Annotated in this window: 17 protein-coding genes; 11 read left to right on the plus strand and 6 right to left on the minus strand. The window is 72.4% G+C overall.

The features are described 5' to 3' along the window. The first annotated feature begins 46 nt into the window (after positions 1 to 46). Positions 47 to 1129, plus strand: a complete 1083-nt coding sequence (locus ACWEPL_RS19970; RefSeq protein WP_452437045.1) for a sensor histidine kinase — start codon at positions 47 to 49, stop codon at positions 1127 to 1129. Positions 1130 to 1137: 8 nt separating this feature from the next. Here the strand turns inward: ACWEPL_RS19970 and ACWEPL_RS19975 are convergent, their stop codons facing one another. Beyond that, positions 1138 to 1515 carry a YbaB/EbfC family nucleoid-associated protein gene (locus tag ACWEPL_RS19975; RefSeq protein WP_452437046.1) on the minus strand — a complete coding sequence of 126 codons (378 nt, stop codon included), beginning with the start codon at positions 1513 to 1515 and terminating at the stop codon, positions 1138 to 1140. 14 nt (positions 1516 to 1529) lie between these two features. Further along, positions 1530 to 1916: a YbaB/EbfC family nucleoid-associated protein gene (locus tag ACWEPL_RS19980; RefSeq protein WP_452437047.1), complete on the minus strand. Its 387-nt coding sequence runs from the start codon at positions 1914 to 1916 to the stop codon at positions 1530 to 1532. Between the two features lie 140 nt (positions 1917 to 2056). Here ACWEPL_RS19980 and ACWEPL_RS19985 point away from each other — a divergent pair, with 140 nt between their 5' ends. The 4 genes from ACWEPL_RS19985 to ACWEPL_RS20000 all read left to right on the plus strand — a co-directional run bounded on the left by ACWEPL_RS19985 (position 2057) and on the right by ACWEPL_RS20000 (position 5219). Continuing rightward, the gene (locus tag ACWEPL_RS19985) at positions 2057 to 2377 is read left to right on the plus strand and encodes a hypothetical protein (protein WP_363977935.1); all 321 of its coding nucleotides are present in this window, start codon (positions 2057 to 2059) and stop codon (positions 2375 to 2377) included. Positions 2378 to 2403: 26 nt separating this feature from the next. After that, positions 2404 to 3291, plus strand: a complete 888-nt coding sequence (locus ACWEPL_RS19990; protein ID WP_452437048.1) for a hypothetical protein — start codon at positions 2404 to 2406, stop codon at positions 3289 to 3291. Positions 3292 to 3297: 6 nt separating this feature from the next. Next, positions 3298 to 3966, plus strand: a complete 669-nt coding sequence (locus tag ACWEPL_RS19995) for a hypothetical protein (protein WP_452437049.1) — start codon at positions 3298 to 3300, stop codon at positions 3964 to 3966. 113 nt (positions 3967 to 4079) lie between these two features. Further along, positions 4080 to 5219: a monooxygenase gene (locus ACWEPL_RS20000; RefSeq protein WP_363977941.1), complete on the plus strand. Its 1140-nt coding sequence runs from the start codon at positions 4080 to 4082 to the stop codon at positions 5217 to 5219. A 51-nt stretch (positions 5220 to 5270) separates the two neighbouring features. Here the strand turns inward: ACWEPL_RS20000 and ACWEPL_RS20005 are convergent, their stop codons facing one another. Then, positions 5271 to 6245, minus strand: a complete 975-nt coding sequence (locus ACWEPL_RS20005; protein WP_452437050.1) for a hypothetical protein — start codon at positions 6243 to 6245, stop codon at positions 5271 to 5273. Positions 6246 to 6334: 89 nt separating this feature from the next. Between ACWEPL_RS20005 and ACWEPL_RS20010 the strand changes: the two genes are divergently transcribed. The 6 genes from ACWEPL_RS20010 to ACWEPL_RS20035 are packed head-to-tail and all read left to right on the plus strand — an operon-like array spanning position 6335 to position 12281. Further along, positions 6335 to 7837, plus strand: a complete 1503-nt coding sequence (locus tag ACWEPL_RS20010) for a sugar ABC transporter ATP-binding protein (RefSeq protein WP_363977947.1) — start codon at positions 6335 to 6337, stop codon at positions 7835 to 7837. After that, entirely contained in the window at positions 7827 to 8792 is a 966-nt protein-coding gene (locus tag ACWEPL_RS20015; RefSeq protein WP_363977950.1) for an ABC transporter permease, read from the plus strand. The genes ACWEPL_RS20010 and ACWEPL_RS20015 overlap by 11 nt, the downstream gene beginning before the upstream one ends. Positions 8793 to 8803: 11 nt before the next feature. Next, on the plus strand, positions 8804 to 9709 hold the full coding sequence (locus ACWEPL_RS20020; RefSeq protein WP_452437051.1) for a D-ribose ABC transporter substrate-binding protein: 906 nt from the start codon (positions 8804 to 8806) through the stop codon (positions 9707 to 9709). A gap of 47 nt (positions 9710 to 9756) precedes the next feature. Continuing rightward, positions 9757 to 10176, plus strand: a complete 420-nt coding sequence (locus ACWEPL_RS20025) for a hypothetical protein (protein ID WP_452437052.1) — start codon at positions 9757 to 9759, stop codon at positions 10174 to 10176. Between the two features lie 57 nt (positions 10177 to 10233). Beyond that, complete coding sequence (locus tag ACWEPL_RS20030; protein ID WP_355193733.1) at positions 10234 to 10869, plus strand: TetR/AcrR family transcriptional regulator; 636 nt, start codon at positions 10234 to 10236, stop codon at positions 10867 to 10869. Further along, on the plus strand, positions 10866 to 12281 hold the full coding sequence (locus ACWEPL_RS20035; protein WP_452437053.1) for a pyridoxal phosphate-dependent decarboxylase family protein: 1416 nt from the start codon (positions 10866 to 10868) through the stop codon (positions 12279 to 12281). Before ACWEPL_RS20030 ends, ACWEPL_RS20035 begins: the two co-directional genes overlap by 4 nt. Here the strand turns inward: ACWEPL_RS20035 and ACWEPL_RS20040 are convergent. The 3 genes from ACWEPL_RS20040 to ACWEPL_RS20050 are packed head-to-tail and all read right to left on the minus strand — an operon-like array spanning position 12274 to position 15900. Then, positions 12274 to 13452, minus strand: a complete 1179-nt coding sequence (locus ACWEPL_RS20040; protein WP_355193736.1) for an ABC transporter permease — start codon at positions 13450 to 13452, stop codon at positions 12274 to 12276. The genes ACWEPL_RS20035 and ACWEPL_RS20040 overlap by 8 nt on opposite strands. Further along, positions 13452 to 14198 (minus strand): ABC transporter ATP-binding protein, encoded by a 747-nt coding sequence (locus tag ACWEPL_RS20045; RefSeq protein WP_363977968.1) that lies wholly within the window; start codon positions 14196 to 14198, stop codon positions 13452 to 13454. Before ACWEPL_RS20045 ends, ACWEPL_RS20040 begins: the two co-directional genes overlap by 1 nt. Next, positions 14191 to 15900 carry a peptidoglycan-binding protein gene (locus ACWEPL_RS20050; RefSeq protein WP_452437054.1) on the minus strand — a complete coding sequence of 570 codons (1710 nt, stop codon included), beginning with the start codon at positions 15898 to 15900 and terminating at the stop codon, positions 14191 to 14193. Before ACWEPL_RS20050 ends, ACWEPL_RS20045 begins: the two co-directional genes overlap by 8 nt. Positions 15901 to 15906 lie beyond the last annotated feature (6 nt).

Raw genomic sequence — 15906 nt, forward strand, 5'->3', positions numbered from 1 at the left:
CGGTTGGAGGCTGGGCAGGGCCGGTGCGTGATCGTACGATGAGCCGGTGGACGGTGTCCGTCCGCGGCCGATCGACGCGGTCGCGGTCCTGGCCGCGGGAGGCTTGACGCTGGCGACCGGCTACACCGGCCCGGTCCTCGTGGTCCTGCTCGCGGCGGCGGTGCCGGTGCTCTGGATGCGCAGGGCGCCGCTCACCGTCGCCTGGGTCAGCGCGGGGACGGCGATCGCCCTGCCCGTGCTGTCGGTGGTCTGGCACGTGCCGCTGCCGGACGCGGCGCCGCTCTGGCCGCCCACGTGCGCCTTCGCCGCGTACGGCGCGATGGCGTTCGCGGCGGAGCGGTATCGCGGCATCCAGCGCTGGCTGCCGGTGATCATCCTGGGCCTGGCCGTCCTGTCGCTGCCCGACCGCCTCCCGCTGATCCTGCGCACCGAGGCGGCGCTCGCCCTGGCCACCCTGTACGGCATGTACGTGGCCGTCAGGGAGCGCCTGCGCCGCGAGCTGGCGGAGCGGGCCCAGCGGGTCGAGCGCGAACGGCTGGCGGGCGAGATGCACGACGTCGTGACCCACCGGGTCAGCCGGATGGTGCTGCAGGCCGGGGTGCTGGCCATGGCGGCGCGCGACGAGCGCGGGAGGGCGGCGGCGGAGGAGATCCGGGCGACCGGGTTCGAGGCGCTGGACGAGCTGCGTCACATGGTGGCGCTGCTGCGGCGCGGCACCGGGGAGGGCTTCGACCTGGGGCTCCCGCTGCCCGACCTGCGGCCGCTGGTCACCGAGTCGGCCTGCGCGGGCGTCCCCGCGGAGCTGGTGGTGGACGGCACGCCGGTGCCCGTGTCGGGCGTGGTGGGGCGCACCGCGTACCTGATGGTCGAGGAGGCCCTCACCAACGTCCGCAAGCACGCGCCCGGGGCGGAGGCGCGGGTGCGGGTGCGCTATCGCCCGGGATCGGTACGGATCGCCGTGCGCAACACCTCCGGCCAGCCGGACGCCTGGGTCGGCGGCGCCGGGCCCGGGATGGGGCTGCTGGACCTGCGGCGGCAGGTGGAGCTGGTGGGCGGCACCCTGGAGACCGGGGAGGACCGGGAGGGCGGCTTCCGGGTCGAGGCGACGTTCCCCACGCCGCCCCCGTGAACGGGAGATCAGTCCCAGTCGGTCAGCAGGCGCTCGAAATGGGCGTTCGCCTCCACGGGGTCGTAGCCGGGCAGCGCCTCGCGCATGAAGTCATGGGTCTGGCGCTGGGCGTCCGCGCACGCCTCGCCCACCGCGGCGAGCGTCTGCTCGGCCAGCTCGTGGCTGCTCAGACGGGTCGCGCGCGGGCCGTACCGGACGTCCAGGACGCGCCCGTTGACGTCGACGGTCGCCTTGACCTGGCCGGAGGCCGCCTCGCCGGTGCCGACGATCTTTTCGAGGTCCTCCTGGGCCGTCTCGAGCCAGGCCAGCATCTGCTCACTCTGGCGGCCGGCCTCGTCCAGGTCCTGTTCCCTGATGTTGGCCGGGTCGTAGGGATGGCGGTACACGCTTGCCTCCGAGCCTAAAGAAGATCGCGGGCCGCCTGCTCGACCCGCTGGCGTACGAATGTCTCGTCGAGAGGTTCGGGCAGGTGCGCGGCGCCCATGGCCTCGTCCGCGATCTCCTGCGCCTTGCGGGCCGCGTCCTCCTGGGCCGCCTGGAGCACGGCGGTCACCTCGCGTCCGAGCGTCGCCTCATCGAGCCGCAGAGCGCGCGGGTCGATGCGCAGGCGGGTCAGCCCGCCCTGGCCGTCGGCGGACGCCTCCAGCAGCCCGTCCTTGCTCCTGGCCAGGCCTTCCACCTGCCGGATCGCGGCCTGCGCCGCGCGCAGGTCACGGATGACCCGCCGCCCCTGGGCGGCGTACTCCTCCAGGTATTCGGCGTCGTGGTCGGGTGAGGGGAAGGACATGGCGACCTCCGGGTGGTCAGGAGAGCAAACCAGGCGGCCAAGTCTAGACATACACCGACAAGATCATTACTGAGCGATGTAGATCTCATTAACAGGAAGCGTTACGCGCGCGGCGATATGCCCCTATATGGTCATTTGGCATGACGGGACTTGAGATAGCTCTGGGAGCGGTGGGGCAGGATGCCTCCCGGATCAGGACCCACGGGGAGGACTACGGCGCCGCTCTCGCGCCGATGCACGGACGCGGGGATGGCGTGTCGTCCTGGGGGGACGACGGCCTCTTCGCCGTGTTCACCAGCACGTACGCCGAATCCCGCGCCGTGTCCATGGCCGCGCTCTCCGGGCTCTCCCAGGAGATGGGCGCGACCGGCGAGGGCCTGCAGGCCGTGGTGAAGAACACGAGCGAGACCGAGGCCGCCAACGTCGAGGCCGTGCAGAACCTGGGCCGCACGTGGGTGTGACACTTCCCCCGGAGGCCGCCGGGGTCATGCAGATGCTCGGGCCCTACCCGACCTTCGACGAGGACGACGCCAGGCGGGAAGGCGGCGCGGTGCGCCTGGCGCACGCGAACACGGTCCCCGCCGCGGCGGGGGCCGACTCGTCGGTACGCGCCACGCAGCAGGTCTACCGAGGCGAGTCCGCCGACGCCATGCAGGCCCACTGGGAGCGCACGGGCACGCAGAACGGCCACGTCGCCCAGGCCAACGCCGCTCTGAAGCTGGCTCCCGCGGTGCTCGAAGGCGCCGCGTCGGTGGTGTCGGCGGTGAAGGTGGCGGCGGGCACTCAGGCGGTCTACACCTCGGTCGAGCTGGCCAGGCTGCTGGCGTTCGGCGGGGCGGTGGGAGCGACGGCCGCCACCGCACGCGTTCTCATGCGCCGCAAGATCGTCGGGAAGGTCCTGCGCGAGGGTAGCGAGGGCACCGGCAAGGTCATCGCCCCCATCGTGCGCCGCCGTATCACCGCTCCCATGCGCCGCATCCTCGACGACCTGCGCCGCCCGGGCGGCCGCGGCGGAAGCCCGGCCCTGGCGGGCGCGGGCGGCCGGACCGTCCCGCTACGGCCGGGGCCGTCGGGCCCCCGTTCCCTCAAGGACGGCATGGCCCAGATGGCCGGGAAGAAGGGCGGCAGGGGCGGGGGCGGCGGCCGCGGCGGTTGGAGAGACCAAGGAATAAAATTCCATGGAAAAGTCCCCAAAAGCACAGAAAACATGACGAAAGAGGAGGCGGAGGCGCTCAAGGCGCAGCTGGAGAAGAGCGTCCAAGAACGGGAGCTGCAGCTGAAGTGGTACAACGACAACGATCGTGGGCACGTGCACAGGGTTGATGAGGAAAAGGGAGCAATCAACATGCTCAAGCGCTTCCTGGGGGGAGGTTAACCGCCGATGCAGACGCAAGCAGGCGACGACCTGATCCATCGCATCCGCGCGCATTCGCACGACGGCGACGTCGTCGGCCCGGCGGCCAACGACCTGCTGAGCCAGTTGTACGACGGATACCCCGTCGGGAACCTCGCCGAACTCCTGCACAGCGGCGACGACGTGGCCGTGCGGACGGCGACCTGGCTGCTGTCGGAGCTGGGAGAGCTCGCCGCCCCGATGATGGACGAGGTCCCCGCTCTGCTCGCCCACCCGTTCGCCCAGGTGCGGTTCTACGCGGTCGAAGTCGTCCTGGTCAACGGCGACGCCCTGCACGGATCCACCATCGCGCGCGTCATGAGCCTGAGCACGGACTACGACACCGGTGTCCGCTGGCAGGTCCTCGGCTTCCTGGCTTCGGCCACGACGGACCAGCTGGCAGCCGGGGCGGCGAACCTGGAGCCCGGTCCGGTCAAGGACCTGGCCGAATGGCTGGTCCGCCTGGACGCCGAGGCGCCCGACCCGCGCGAGGTCCTCGCCCGGCTCGAAGGGCCCGACCCGACGGCCCGGCTGTTCGCCGCGGCGGCCGCCGGGCGCCTGTCCGACCAGGACACGGGCCTCCTGGAGCACGCGGTCAACGCGGAGGACGAGGAGATCCGGGCTTTCGCCGAGAGATGGCTGAGCGGGTCGGACTGACCCGGTCTCGACCCAGGGGCGACCCGGGTCTGATGCCGGAGTCCTACCAGGGAACGAACGAGAACGTCCCGTGGAAGGATGTCCGGAGCCGCTTCCCGGGCGAGTGTTGACGTATGAATCGACTCGCCCGGACGGCCGTGTTGCTCTTCGCGGTCGTTCTGCTCGCCTCGTGCGGTGCCCGGAGCTCCACCACGCCGGCCGGTCACACCGGTCACACCGGACATGCCGCCAAGGCCACGGTTGCGGCGGCCCCGCTGCGGGCCGGTGAACGGTTCGTCAACCTGACGATGGCGGAGCCGTACACGCCGAACCCGCCCAACGGCGGCACGGACGACTACCGTTGCTTCCTCATCGACCCCAAGCTGGCGAGCAAGGTGTTCCTGACCGGCGCCCAGTTCCAGCCCCAGAACCTCGACCTCGTCCACCACGCGATCTTCTTCAGGATCGACCCCGAGCACGCCGCCAAGGCGCGCGAGATCGACCGGCGCACCCCCGGCCAGGGCTGGACGTGCTTCGGCGACGACGGCGTCGGCGACTCCTCATGGGTGGCGCACTGGGCGCCCGGCACCAGCGAGACGCTGCTCGACCCCAAGTACGGCTACGAGCTGCCGCCGGGCAGCCGGCTCGTCATGCAGGTCCACTACAACCTGCTGGGCGTGGAGGGCAAGCCGGGCACCGACCGCTCGGGCATCCGCCTCCGCGTGACCGACCAGACCCTGCGGCCCCTGGAGACCGCCCTGTTCCAGGCCCCGGTGGAGCTCCCCTGCACGCCGAAGGAGTCGGGACCGCTCTGCGACCGGGCCGCCGCGGTCAAGGACGTCGGCGCCAGGTTCGGCGAGGAGCTGACGGCGCAGGTGGCGATCCTCACCAAGTACTGCGGGCCGAGCAAGCCGGGGCCGACCCAGCACTGTGACATGCCCGTCGAGGGCACCGCCACGGTCCACGCCATGGCGGGCCACATGCACCTGCTCGGCCGGGCCATCAAGGTCGAGCTCAACCCCGGCACGCCGAAGGCGCGGACGCTCCTGGACGTGCCCGAGTACAACTTCGACGACCAGTCGCTGCGGGTCCTGCCCAAGCCGGTCACGGTGAACAAGGGCGACGTCGTACGGGTGACGTGCACGCACGACGCGGGCCTGCGCGCGCAGCTGCCCCAGCTGCAGAAGCTGCCGCCCCGGTACGTGGTGTGGGGCGACGGGACCAGCGACGAGATGTGCCTGGGCATCGCGATCGTGACCCCCGGAGCCGCCTGACCCCCCGGAGCCGCCTGACCCCCGAGCTGCCCGATCCCCGAGCCCCTGACCTCAGGCGGCGACGGGCCCCTCGCTCTCCCACCGGGTGAGCACCGCCCGGTGCCCGGTCTGCAGCCCGGTGCCCGGGTCGATCGCGAAGTCGCCGAACAGGGTCGCCGTCTCCAGGCCGGCGGCGGCCGACCACAGCTCCGCCCGCCCGGTCCCACCCGCCCGGGCGGCGCAGTACGTCGCGATGATCGCGGCGGCGACCCCCTGGACCGCGATGTAGTTCGGCGGCACCCCGGACCGCTTCTCGTAGGCCGCGACGAACTCCTGCTCGGAGACCCCGAAGGCCGCCTCGCCCGCGCCGCCGGGGAACCACTGGCCGACGCCGTAGATCCCGCGCGGATCGCCCACGGCCGCGCCGAACTCCCGCACCCCGGCGGCCACGGCGCAGATGGTGCGCGCGCGCCCGGCCCGCCTGACCACCTCCACGTCCTCGTCGAAGGCCCCGGCGCAGAAGAGATTCCAGGAGTCGTCCACCGGGCCCCCGAAGACCACCGGGATGCCCACCGCGTGCGCGGCCCGCGCGGCGCCCTCCGCGACCTGCAGGGCGAAGCGCCCCTTGCCGCTCACGATCCGCAGCGGGCTGTGGTCGCCGCTCTCCGCGAGCCGGCGGACGAACGGCTCGGCGTACCGGCCGGCCGGCGTCTGGACGGAGACGACATGCCCGGGGTTGGCCGCCTGCACGTCGTCGCCCGAACCGCCGTGGTTCCAGATCAGCATGTCGAGCGCCGCGCCGATGCGCCCCGCCCGGCGCATGAGCTGAGTGGAGTACGGCCCCAGCAGGAGGTCGCACTGGCCCGCCAGCCGGGGGAGCACGACGTCCAGGGAGCGGGGCTCGCTGTGGTCGTCCTCGACGATCAGCTCCACGCCCGGGTCGAGGGACTGCCAGACTTCGAGGCCGAGCCGGATCTGTCCGCCGAAATGGGCGTGCTTCCCGGACAGGGATACGGGCACCCCGATGCGGAGCCGCGAGGACGTCATCCCATTTTCACTCCCCACTCAGCAAGGCAATAACCCTGACCTGGGCATTCAGTGGTTCGCCAGCCTCGTGAGCGGATAGAGACCACCACGTGAGCGAGGAGATTCTCAAGGCCGAGGGGCTGCGCAAGACCTTCCCCGGCGTGGTCGCCCTCGACGGCGTGGACCTGAGCCTGCGCACCGGCGAGGTGCACGTCCTGCTGGGCGAGAACGGCGCGGGCAAGAGCACGCTGATCAAGATCCTCTCCGGCGCCTACCACCCCGACGAGGGCCGCATCCTGGTGGACGGCCACCCGGTGCACCTCCGCACCGCGGGGGACGCGCAGCGGCTGGGGATCTCCACCATCTACCAGGAGTTCAACCTCGTCCCTCAGCTCACGGTCGCGGAGAACCTCGCGCTCGGCCGCCCGCCGCGCAGGTTCGGTTTCGTGGCCACCGGGCGCATGGAGCAGCAGGCCAAGGGGCTGCTGGACCGGGTCGGCGTGGACGTGCACCCGCGTACGCCGGTCGCCGGGCTGGGCATCGCGCGCATGCAGATGGTCGAGATCGCCAAGGCGCTGGCCCTGGACGCCCGGGTGCTGATCATGGACGAGCCCACGGCCGTGCTCACCACCGGCGAGGTCGCCCGGCTGTTCGCGATCGTGCGGCAGCTGCGCGAGGAGGGCGTGGCGGTCGTGTTCATCACCCATCACCTGGAGGAGATCGCCGAGATCGGCGACCGGGTGACCGTGCTGCGCGACGGCAGGTCCGTGGCCAGGGTCCCGGCGGACACCCGCAGGGACGAGCTGGTCGCCCTCATGGTCGGGCGGCCCGTCGACCAGCAGTACCCGCGGCGACCGGCCAGGCGGGGCAAACCGCTGCTCGAGGTGTCCGGGCTGACCCGCAGGGGAGCGTTCGGCGACGTGTCGTTCGAGGTGCGGGCCGGTGAGGTGGTCGGGATGGCCGGGCTCGTGGGCGCGGGCCGCACGGAGGTGGTGCGGGCGGTGTTCGGGGCCGACCGCTACGACGCGGGCGAGGTCACCGTACGGGGGACGCGGCTGCCGCCCGGCGACGTGCACGCCGCCATGGAGGCCGGGCTCGGCCTCGTCCCCGAGGACCGCAAGGGCCAGGGCCTGGTGCCGCAGGCGGGCGTCGCCGAGAACCTGGGCCTGGTCACCATGCGCGCCGCCACCACGGCCGGTTTTGTGGACCGTTCCTGGATGCGTTCGGCCGCCGCGAAGGCGGCCGAACGGCTCGGCATCCGGATGGCCGGGCTGGACCAGGAGGTGCGCACGCTCTCCGGCGGCAACCAGCAGAAGGTCGTCATCGGCAAGTGGCTGATGGCGGACGCCCGCGTGCTCATCCTCGACGAGCCGACGCGCGGCATCGACGTCGGCGCCAAGGTCGAGATCTACGAGCTCGTCAACGAGCTCACGGCCGAGGGGGACGCCGTGCTGATGGTCTCCAGCGACCTGCCGGAGGTCCTCGGGATGAGCGATCGGATCCTGGTCATGGCGCGGGGGCGGCTCGTCGGCGAGTTGCGGGCGGCGGGGGCCACGCAGGACGACGTGATGGCCCTGGCCGTCGCGGAGGTGGAGGGTTCCCGTGCCGAGTGACGCGCTCCTGGGCCGCCGGTCACCGGCGGCCGCCTGGTTCGCCGAGAACGGCGCGCTGGCGGCGCTCGTGGTGCTGGTCGTGGCGCTGTCGCTGCTGTCGCCCGACTTCCTCAGCGTGACGAACCTGCTCAACGTCGGCGTCCAGGCCGCCGTCACCGCGATCCTGGCGTTCGGGCAGACGTTCGTGATCGTGACGAGCGGCATCGACCTGTCCGTGGGCTCGGTCGCGGCGCTCTCCGCGATCGTCCTGGCCTGGACCGCCGGCGTCGCCGGCCTCCCGTGGCCACTGGCCACCCTGGTGTCCCTCCTGGTCGGGGTGGTGTGCGGGCTGGTCAACGCGGTCCTGATCGCGTACGGCAGGCTGCCGCCGTTCATCGCCACGCTGGCCATGCTCGGGGTCGCCCGCGGCCTGGCCCTGGTCATCTCGGCGGGCAGCCCGATCCCGATGCCGGACGCCGTCTCGCACCTGGGCGACACGGCCGGCGGAGTCCTGCCGGTCCCCGTGATCGTGATGGTGGTCATGGGGGTGATCGCCGCCGTGATTCTCAACCGCACGTACGCGGGCCGCGCCATGTACGCCATCGGCGGCAACGAGGAGGCCGCCCGCCTGTCGGGCATCAAGGTCGGCCGCCAGAAGCTGATCACGTACGCGCTGTCCGGCGGCTTCGCGGCGGTGGCCGGGATCGTGCTGGCCAGCCGCCTGGCCTCGGCGCAGCCGCAGGCGGCGGCCGGGTACGAGCTCGACGCCATCGCGGCCGTCGTGATCGGCGGCGCCAGCCTGTCCGGGGGGAAGGGCAGGGCGCTCGGCACGTTCGTCGGCGCGCTCATCCTGGCCGTCCTGCGCAACGGCCTGAACCTGCTGTCGGTCTCGGCGTTCTGGCAGCAGGTCGTGATCGGTGTGGTCATCGCCCTGGCGGTGCTCGTCGACACCCTGCGGCGCAGGGGAACCACTTAGGGGGAGAGATCATGCGGATGCTCATAGCGGGTGCCGCACTGGCCGGCCTGGCCGCGTGCGGCGGCGGGGGAGCCACGGGCGACGTCAAGATCGGCCTGTCGGTGTCGACGCTGAACAACCCGTACTTCGTGCAGTTCCGGGACGGCGCGCAGGCCGAGGCGAAGAAGCTGGGCGCCAGGCTGACCGTCACCGACGCCCAGAACGATCCGTCGCAGCAGGTGAACCAGGTCCAGAACTTCACCAGCCAGAACATGAAGGCGATCATCATCAACCCGGTCGACTCCGACGCGGCCGCCCCCGCGGTCAAGGCGGCCGACCGGGCCGCCGTCCCGGTGATCGCCGCCGACCGCGGAGTCAACGGCGCCGAGGTGGCCCAGACCGTCGCCTCCGACAACGTGGCCGGCGGGCGGCTCGCCGCCCAGGAGCTGGCCAGGCTGCTCGGCGAGAAGGGGAACGTGGCCGTGCTCCAGGGCGTGCCGGGCACCTCCGCCTCCCGCGACCGCGGCAGGGGGTTCGCCGAGGGCATCGCCGCGTACCCGAACATCAAGGTCGTGGCCCGGCAGCCGGCGTACTTCGACCGGGCCAAGGCCCTGGACGTCATGACGAACGTGATCCAGTCGCACCCCGACCTCGCCGGCGTGTTCGCCGAGAACGACGAGATGGCCCTGGGCGCGATCAAGGCCCTGGGGACCCGGGCCGGGCAGCGGGTCAAGGTGGTCGGGTTCGACGGCACGCCCGACGCGATCAAGGCGGTCCAGGCCGGCACGCTCTCCGCCACCGTCGCCCAGCAGCCCAGGCTGCTGGGGCAGCAGGCGGTGGACGCCGCGGTGAGAGCCGCCAAGGGGGAGAGCATCCCCAAGGCGGTGGCCGTGCCCGTGAAACCGGCGACCAAGGAGAACGCGGACCAGTTCGGCTGAGGCTGAGCCGTTCGGCGCTCCCATCCGTCCAAGTAGGTGTGAAGAAGATGTGGCGAATCGTGCTCGTGCCGGTGCTCCTGCCGGCCCTGACCCTGTCCGCTGTCCCGGCTCCCGCGCAGGCGGCCGTCGCGGCGAAGAAGGTGCTGATCGACTACCGGAAGCAAGGCGGGTTCGCGGGGCTGAGCGACCATGTGATCGTCTATACGAACGGCTGCGTGCGGCTCAGCCACCGTACGGGGCCGACCGTCGACAAGTGCCTCACCGGCAAGGAGGAGCGCAGGCTGCGCACGTCCCTCAAGGGGCTGAAGCTCGGGCGGTCCGAGGCCACCCCGCAGGGGGCGGACTTCCTCAAGTACACGCTTGTTTATAAGAAGCAGCGCGTGAGCCGCTACACGCTGACGCCGAGCTGGCAGCCGGTGGTGCAGCAGCTCGACAAGATCATGGTGAAGTACTGGGCGCCGGACTGAGCCGGGTCTCCATCAAGCGATTGACCGAAAGGTGAGGGTGGCACTACCTTCGGCCGCATGGACAGCGGACAGGTCAACCTGATCCTGAAGGTCGCGACACAGCTGTTCGCCGCGCGAGGCTTCGACGGCACCTCCACGCGCCAGATCGCCGAAGCCGCGGGGATGAACATCGCCACCGTCAACTACCACGTCGGTGGCAAGCGCGAGCTGTACCTGGCCGTCATGGAGCGCGCGCACCGGGCGGAGAAGGCGGCCCTGGACCTGGCGTTCGCCCGGCTGCCCGGTGACGACCTCGTCGCGGCCGTCCACCGGCTGCTGGACGACTACCTCGACTTCTGCGTGGACAACCCCGAGGTGCCCGCCCTGTGGATGCACCGCTGGCTCTCCGACGCCAGTGACATCACCGAGCTGGAGCGCGAGTACGTGCAGCCGCTGGTGGCCTCGGTGACCGCCGCCGTCCGGCCCGCGGTCGAGGGCGGGCTGATCGACGAGAAGGTCGATCTCGAGTACGCGATGTGGATGGTCATCTGGTCCGTGCACGGGTTCGCCAAGGGAGGCGTGCTGGACGCGGAGGGCCGCCGCAGGGCCGCCGGCGACCGGGCCGCCCTGCGCCGCTTCCGCTCCCACCTGCACCTGAGCGTCCACCGCACGCTCGGCCTGCCCGGCGACCCCAGCACGAAGGAGCCGATGTGAACCCCGCAGCGAGGACCACCGAGGAGCTGCTGGCCGAGGTGGCCAGGCTGAGGTCGCACGACTTGCCCGTGCGCGGCGGCCAGGTGACGGCGTACGTCTACGACACCGGCCGGGCCGAGGTCCACGAGGCGGCGGCGCGGGCGTACTTCGAGATGCTGGAGGTGAACTGCCTCGACCCGACCGCGTTCCCCAGCGTGGTCGAGATGGAGCGGCAGGTCGTCGGCGCGGTCGCGGACCTGCTCGGCGGCGGCCACGGCATCTTCACCAGCGGCGGCACCGAGTCGATCATGCTGGCGGTCAAGGCCGCCCGCGACGCCGCGCGCAAGGCCCGCCCGAACCTGGTGCTCGCCGTCAGCGCCCACCCCGCCTTCCACAAGGCGGCGCACTACCTCGGCGTCGAGGTCGTGGCCGTGCCGGTGGACCTGGAGACGTACAAGGTGCGGGCGCGGGACGTGGCGGACGCGATCGACGAGAACACGATCATGGTCGTCGCCTCCGCGCCCTCCTACCCCCAAGGGGTGGTCGACCCGGTCGAGGAGGTCGCCGCCGTGGCCGCGGCGGCGGGCGTCCCGTGCCACGTGGACGCCTGCGTCGGCGGGTGGCTGCTGCCGTGGCTGCGCGCGGCGGGTGCGGCGGTGCCGCCGTTCGACCTGTCCGTGCCGGGCGTTACGTCGCTCTCGTGCGACCTGCACAAGTTCGGGTACGCCCCCAAGGGCGCCTCGGTCGTGCTCTTCGCCGATCCCGCGATGCGGCGCAAGGCGTACTTCGCCTCGGCCGCGTGGCCCGGCTACACGATCGTCAACGCGACCGTCCAGAGCTCCAGGTCCGCCGGGCCGCTCGGCGGCGCCTGGGCCACGTTGCGGGCGCTGGGCACGGAGGGCTACCTGGAGCTGGGCCGGGCGACCCTGGAGGCGACGGCCAAGCTGCGCGAAGGGCTCGCGCGGATCCCCGGGCTGCGAGTGCTCGGCGAGCCGGAGTCGTCGCTGGTGGCGTTCGCCGGGGACGGGATCGACGTGTTCGTGCTGGCGGACGAGGCGCGGGAGCGGGGCTGGTTCCTGCAGCCGCAGCTCTCGTACGCCGGGATCCCGGCCAACCTGCACATCACGGTCACCGGGGTGACGCTGGCAGGGGTCGAGGACATGCTGAAGGTGATCGCCGAATCGGCCGAGGCCGCCCGGGAGCGGGGGCCGGTCGTGCTGCCCGACGGGCTGGTCGAGCTGGTGGCGGCCACGGACCTGGAAACGCTCGACGAGGCGGACTTCGCCGAGCTGGCCTCCTCCGTGGGGGTGGACCTGCGGCCGGAGGCGGGGCAGCCGGAGATGGCGACGGTCAACGCGATCCTGGACGCGCTGCCCGCGGCCGCCCGGGAGGCGGTGCTCGTCCGGTTCCTGTCGGCCGTTTACGCTACCTGAGCGCGTCCACCGGCTCCATCCTGGCCGCCCGCAGCGCCGGATACAGCCCGGCCAGCAGGCCCACCAGGGCTCCCGCCACCGGTGCCGCGACCGCGAGGCGCACGTCCAGCAGCGGCGTCCACTGCTTGGCGGCCGACACCGCGACGACCGTGACGACGCCCAGGCTGGCGCCGATCACGCCGCCCGCGAGGCCGATCAGCGTCGACTCCAGCAGGAACTGCGCGGCGATGTGCCGCCTGGCCGCCCCGAGCGAGCGGCGCAGGCCGATCTCCGGCACGCGTTCCATCACGGTGACGAGCGTGACGTTCGCGATGCCGACCGCGCCGACCACGAGCGAGACCAGGCCGAGGATCAGGAAGAGCGCGTTGACGTCGTCCTGCGCCTGGTCACGCGCCCGGGTGGGGCTGGGCGGGGCCATCACCTGCAGCATGTCGCCGTTCCCCGGGCTGAGCGCGGTGGGCGCCTGCCGGGCCACCAGGTCCGCCGCGCCCAGGCTCGTGTTGACCAGCACCCTGGTGACGTCCCGCAGCCCGAACTGCCTGCCCACCGTGGGCGGCACGAACACGGCGGTGCTCAGGTTCCGCTCGCGGCGCAGGTCGCCCAGGATGCCGATGACCGTGTACGCGTGCTTGCCGATGAAGATGGCCGGCGCCCGGTCGAGGCGGCCGACGCCGAGCAGCTTGGCCGCCTGGTCGCCGATCACCGCCACCCGGTCGCGCCGCTCGATGTGCCCTCGGTCGTAGAACCTGCCCTGCACCATCCTGCCGCGCGCCGCCTCGGGCAGCCCGGTCGTCGCGGCCAGCACGGTCAACGACTGGGCGGTGACCCTGGTGGGGTCCACGATGTCGTTGGAGCGCACGGACAGGTTCGCGCTGTCCTCCGACTCGGCCAGCGCGGCGGCGGACTCGACGCCGCGCAGCCTGGTCAGCCGGTCGATCGAGTCCCACTCCACGAGCGGCGTGTTCGGCGACTCCGGCACCTCCACCGTGATGGCCGTGGCCACCAGCGCGTCGAAGCGGCCGACGATCTGGTTGCCCGCGGTGGCGGCCACGCCGAGCGTGATGACCAGCGTGGTGATGCCGAGCACGGTCCCGAGCGTGGTGAGCGCCGAGCGCACCGGCCGGGCGAGCATGCCGGCCACGGCCTCCCCGAACAGGTCGCGTACGTGCATCACTCCTCCTCCACCAGCACGCCGTCGGTGATCCGCACCCGGCGCCCGGCCCGCTTGCTGACCTCCTGCTCGTGGGTGATGACCACGATCGTCATCCCCTGCCCCCGCAGCTCGTCGAACAGGCCGAGCACCGATTCGGTGTTGCGGCTGTCGAGGTTGCCCGTGGGCTCGTCGCACAGCAGCAGGGACGGCTCGCCCATGAGGGCCCTGGCGATGGCCGTACGCTGGCGCTCGCCCCCGGACAGCCGGTCGGGCGCGAACCCGGTCCGGTGGCCGAGGCCGACTCGTTCCAACGCCGCCAGGGCCCGCTCCCGCCTGCCCCTACGCGCCTGCTTGACTGCGCTCATGGTCGCAGCCGCTTCGGAGCTCGTTGGCTTCGCTCTCTCCCTCCGAGCTCCTCTGCTCCGATAGACCTCGGCGAGCATCACGTTCTCGACCACGCTGCGGTGGGAGAGCAGGTGGAAGGACTGGAAGACGAAGCCGATCCGGTCGCCGCGCAACCTGGTCCTGGCCCCGTCGCGCAGGGTGGTGGTCTCCGTGCCGTCGAGGCGGTAGCTGCCCGAGCTGGGGCGGTCGAGCAGGCCGAGCACGTTCAGGAGGGTCGACTTGCCCGAGCCCGACGGGCCGACGATGGCCAGGTAGTCGCCCCTGTCCACCCGGAGCGTGACGCGGTCGAGCGCCCGGACCGGCGGTTCGGCGGCGAACTCCCTGCTGACCTCCGCCAGCGAGATCACCGGCTCAGGCACCGCTGACCACCACCCGGTCGCCCTCCTCGATCGCGCCGGCGACCTGGACGTTCCCGTCGGCGGTCAGGCCCGTGCGCACCTCGACGTCCCTGGTCTGGTCCGTGGCGTACTCGACCCGCACCCGGGCCCTCCCGTCGGCCCCCGTGATCACGGCCGCCACCGGCACGACCAGCACCGGCTCCTTGGTCGCCCCCACGGTCACCCGCGCCGTGACGGCGGTCCCCGGCTTGAGCCCCTTCATCGAGGCGGGCGTGATCAGGACGGGCTCCGACCGGTCCTTGGCCTCCTCGGAGCCGGGCACCTTGGCCTGGTCGCCGACCGCGGTGAGGCGCGCCTTGTACGTCTTGCCCGTGTCGAGCTCGATGGCCGCCTCCATGCCCGTGCGCAGCAGCTCGGCCTCCGTCGCCTCCACCGCCCCCGTCACCGTGAACGCCGAGCTGGTCACCGTGGCGACCTCCTTCTCGACCTGCTGCCCCTGCTTGACCGAGACCTTGCGCACCCGGGCGGGCAGCTTCGGCAGGAACACCACCTCGCCGGGCGGGATGGAGGTCCCGTACGTACGCGCGAACTCCGCCAGCATCCCCTTGGCCGCCGCCACGTCCTTACCGGCGTTGGTCACCTTGAGCCTGGTCGGGGAGAGCTGCCTGGCCTGGCGCAGCGCCTGCTCGGCGGTGGCCTTGGCCTCCTTCGCGGTCCGTACGGCCTTGCGCAGCTCCACCAGGCTCTTCTCCCTGGCCTGCCGCGCCTCCTCCGCGACCCGCTCGCGCGCCTCCAGGGCCGCCGCCAGGTCGGCCTGGGCGTTCTGGACCCGCAGCTCCAGCAGGCTCGTGTCGGTGGAGGCCGTGGGCTGGGGGGTGGCGGTGGCCGCCGGCGTGGGCTGTTTCCTGGCTTCGGCCAGCGCCTGCTCGGCCTCGGCCAGCTTCTCCTGCGCCGCGCGCACGGCCGCCTCCGCCGCCGCCATCCTGGTCTCGTCCTCCGGCGTCACCTCCCGGGCCTCGGCCTCCTGGAGGGCGCGCTCCGCCGTCTTCAGGTCCGCCTTGGCGTTGGCCAGCCTCATCTTGAGCGGCAGCACGTCGCGCCCCTGGTCCAGCGCCTTCTTCTCGGCGGCGAGGGTCTCCTGGGCGGTCTGTACGGCCTTACGCAGCGTGTCGTACGCCTGCCGGTCGGTCAGCGTCGGCTGCTGCGCCTCGTACCCCTTCCTCGCGTACATGCGGGTGACGGCGGCGATCGTGGCCCGGTCGAACACGCCGGAGACGGGACCGCCGTACCCCAGCCTGCGCAGCGCCCGCTGGAGCTGCTTGACGTCGTCCCCCTTGCTGCCGGGGGCGATCGTGCGGTGCATCGGCACGGACCCGCGCAGCGCGAACACCGGGCGCCCGTTGACCTCCAGGAAGACCGAGCCCTCCGTGAGCCGGCCCTGGCGCGGCGCCCGGGTGGCCCGCTGCTGCTCGGCCGTGCCTCCGACGGCCCCGGCCAGGCTGACCGGCAGGGGCGAGCCGTATTCCAGCGTGCCGCTGACCACGACGGTGCTGACGAGCTTGCGGCGCTCGACGGCGGCGGTGACGAGCGAGGCCCGCGGCGCGGCGCGGCGGGCCGCCTCGTCGGCGGGGGAGCGCAGCCGGGAGCCCACGGCCCAGCCGGCGCCCGCGATGATCACTACTCCGGCGACGATGCCGGCGAGGAGCTTGTGCGGTGACTTCATGAGGTG

The organism is Nonomuraea sp. NPDC004186, assembly GCF_053603495.1.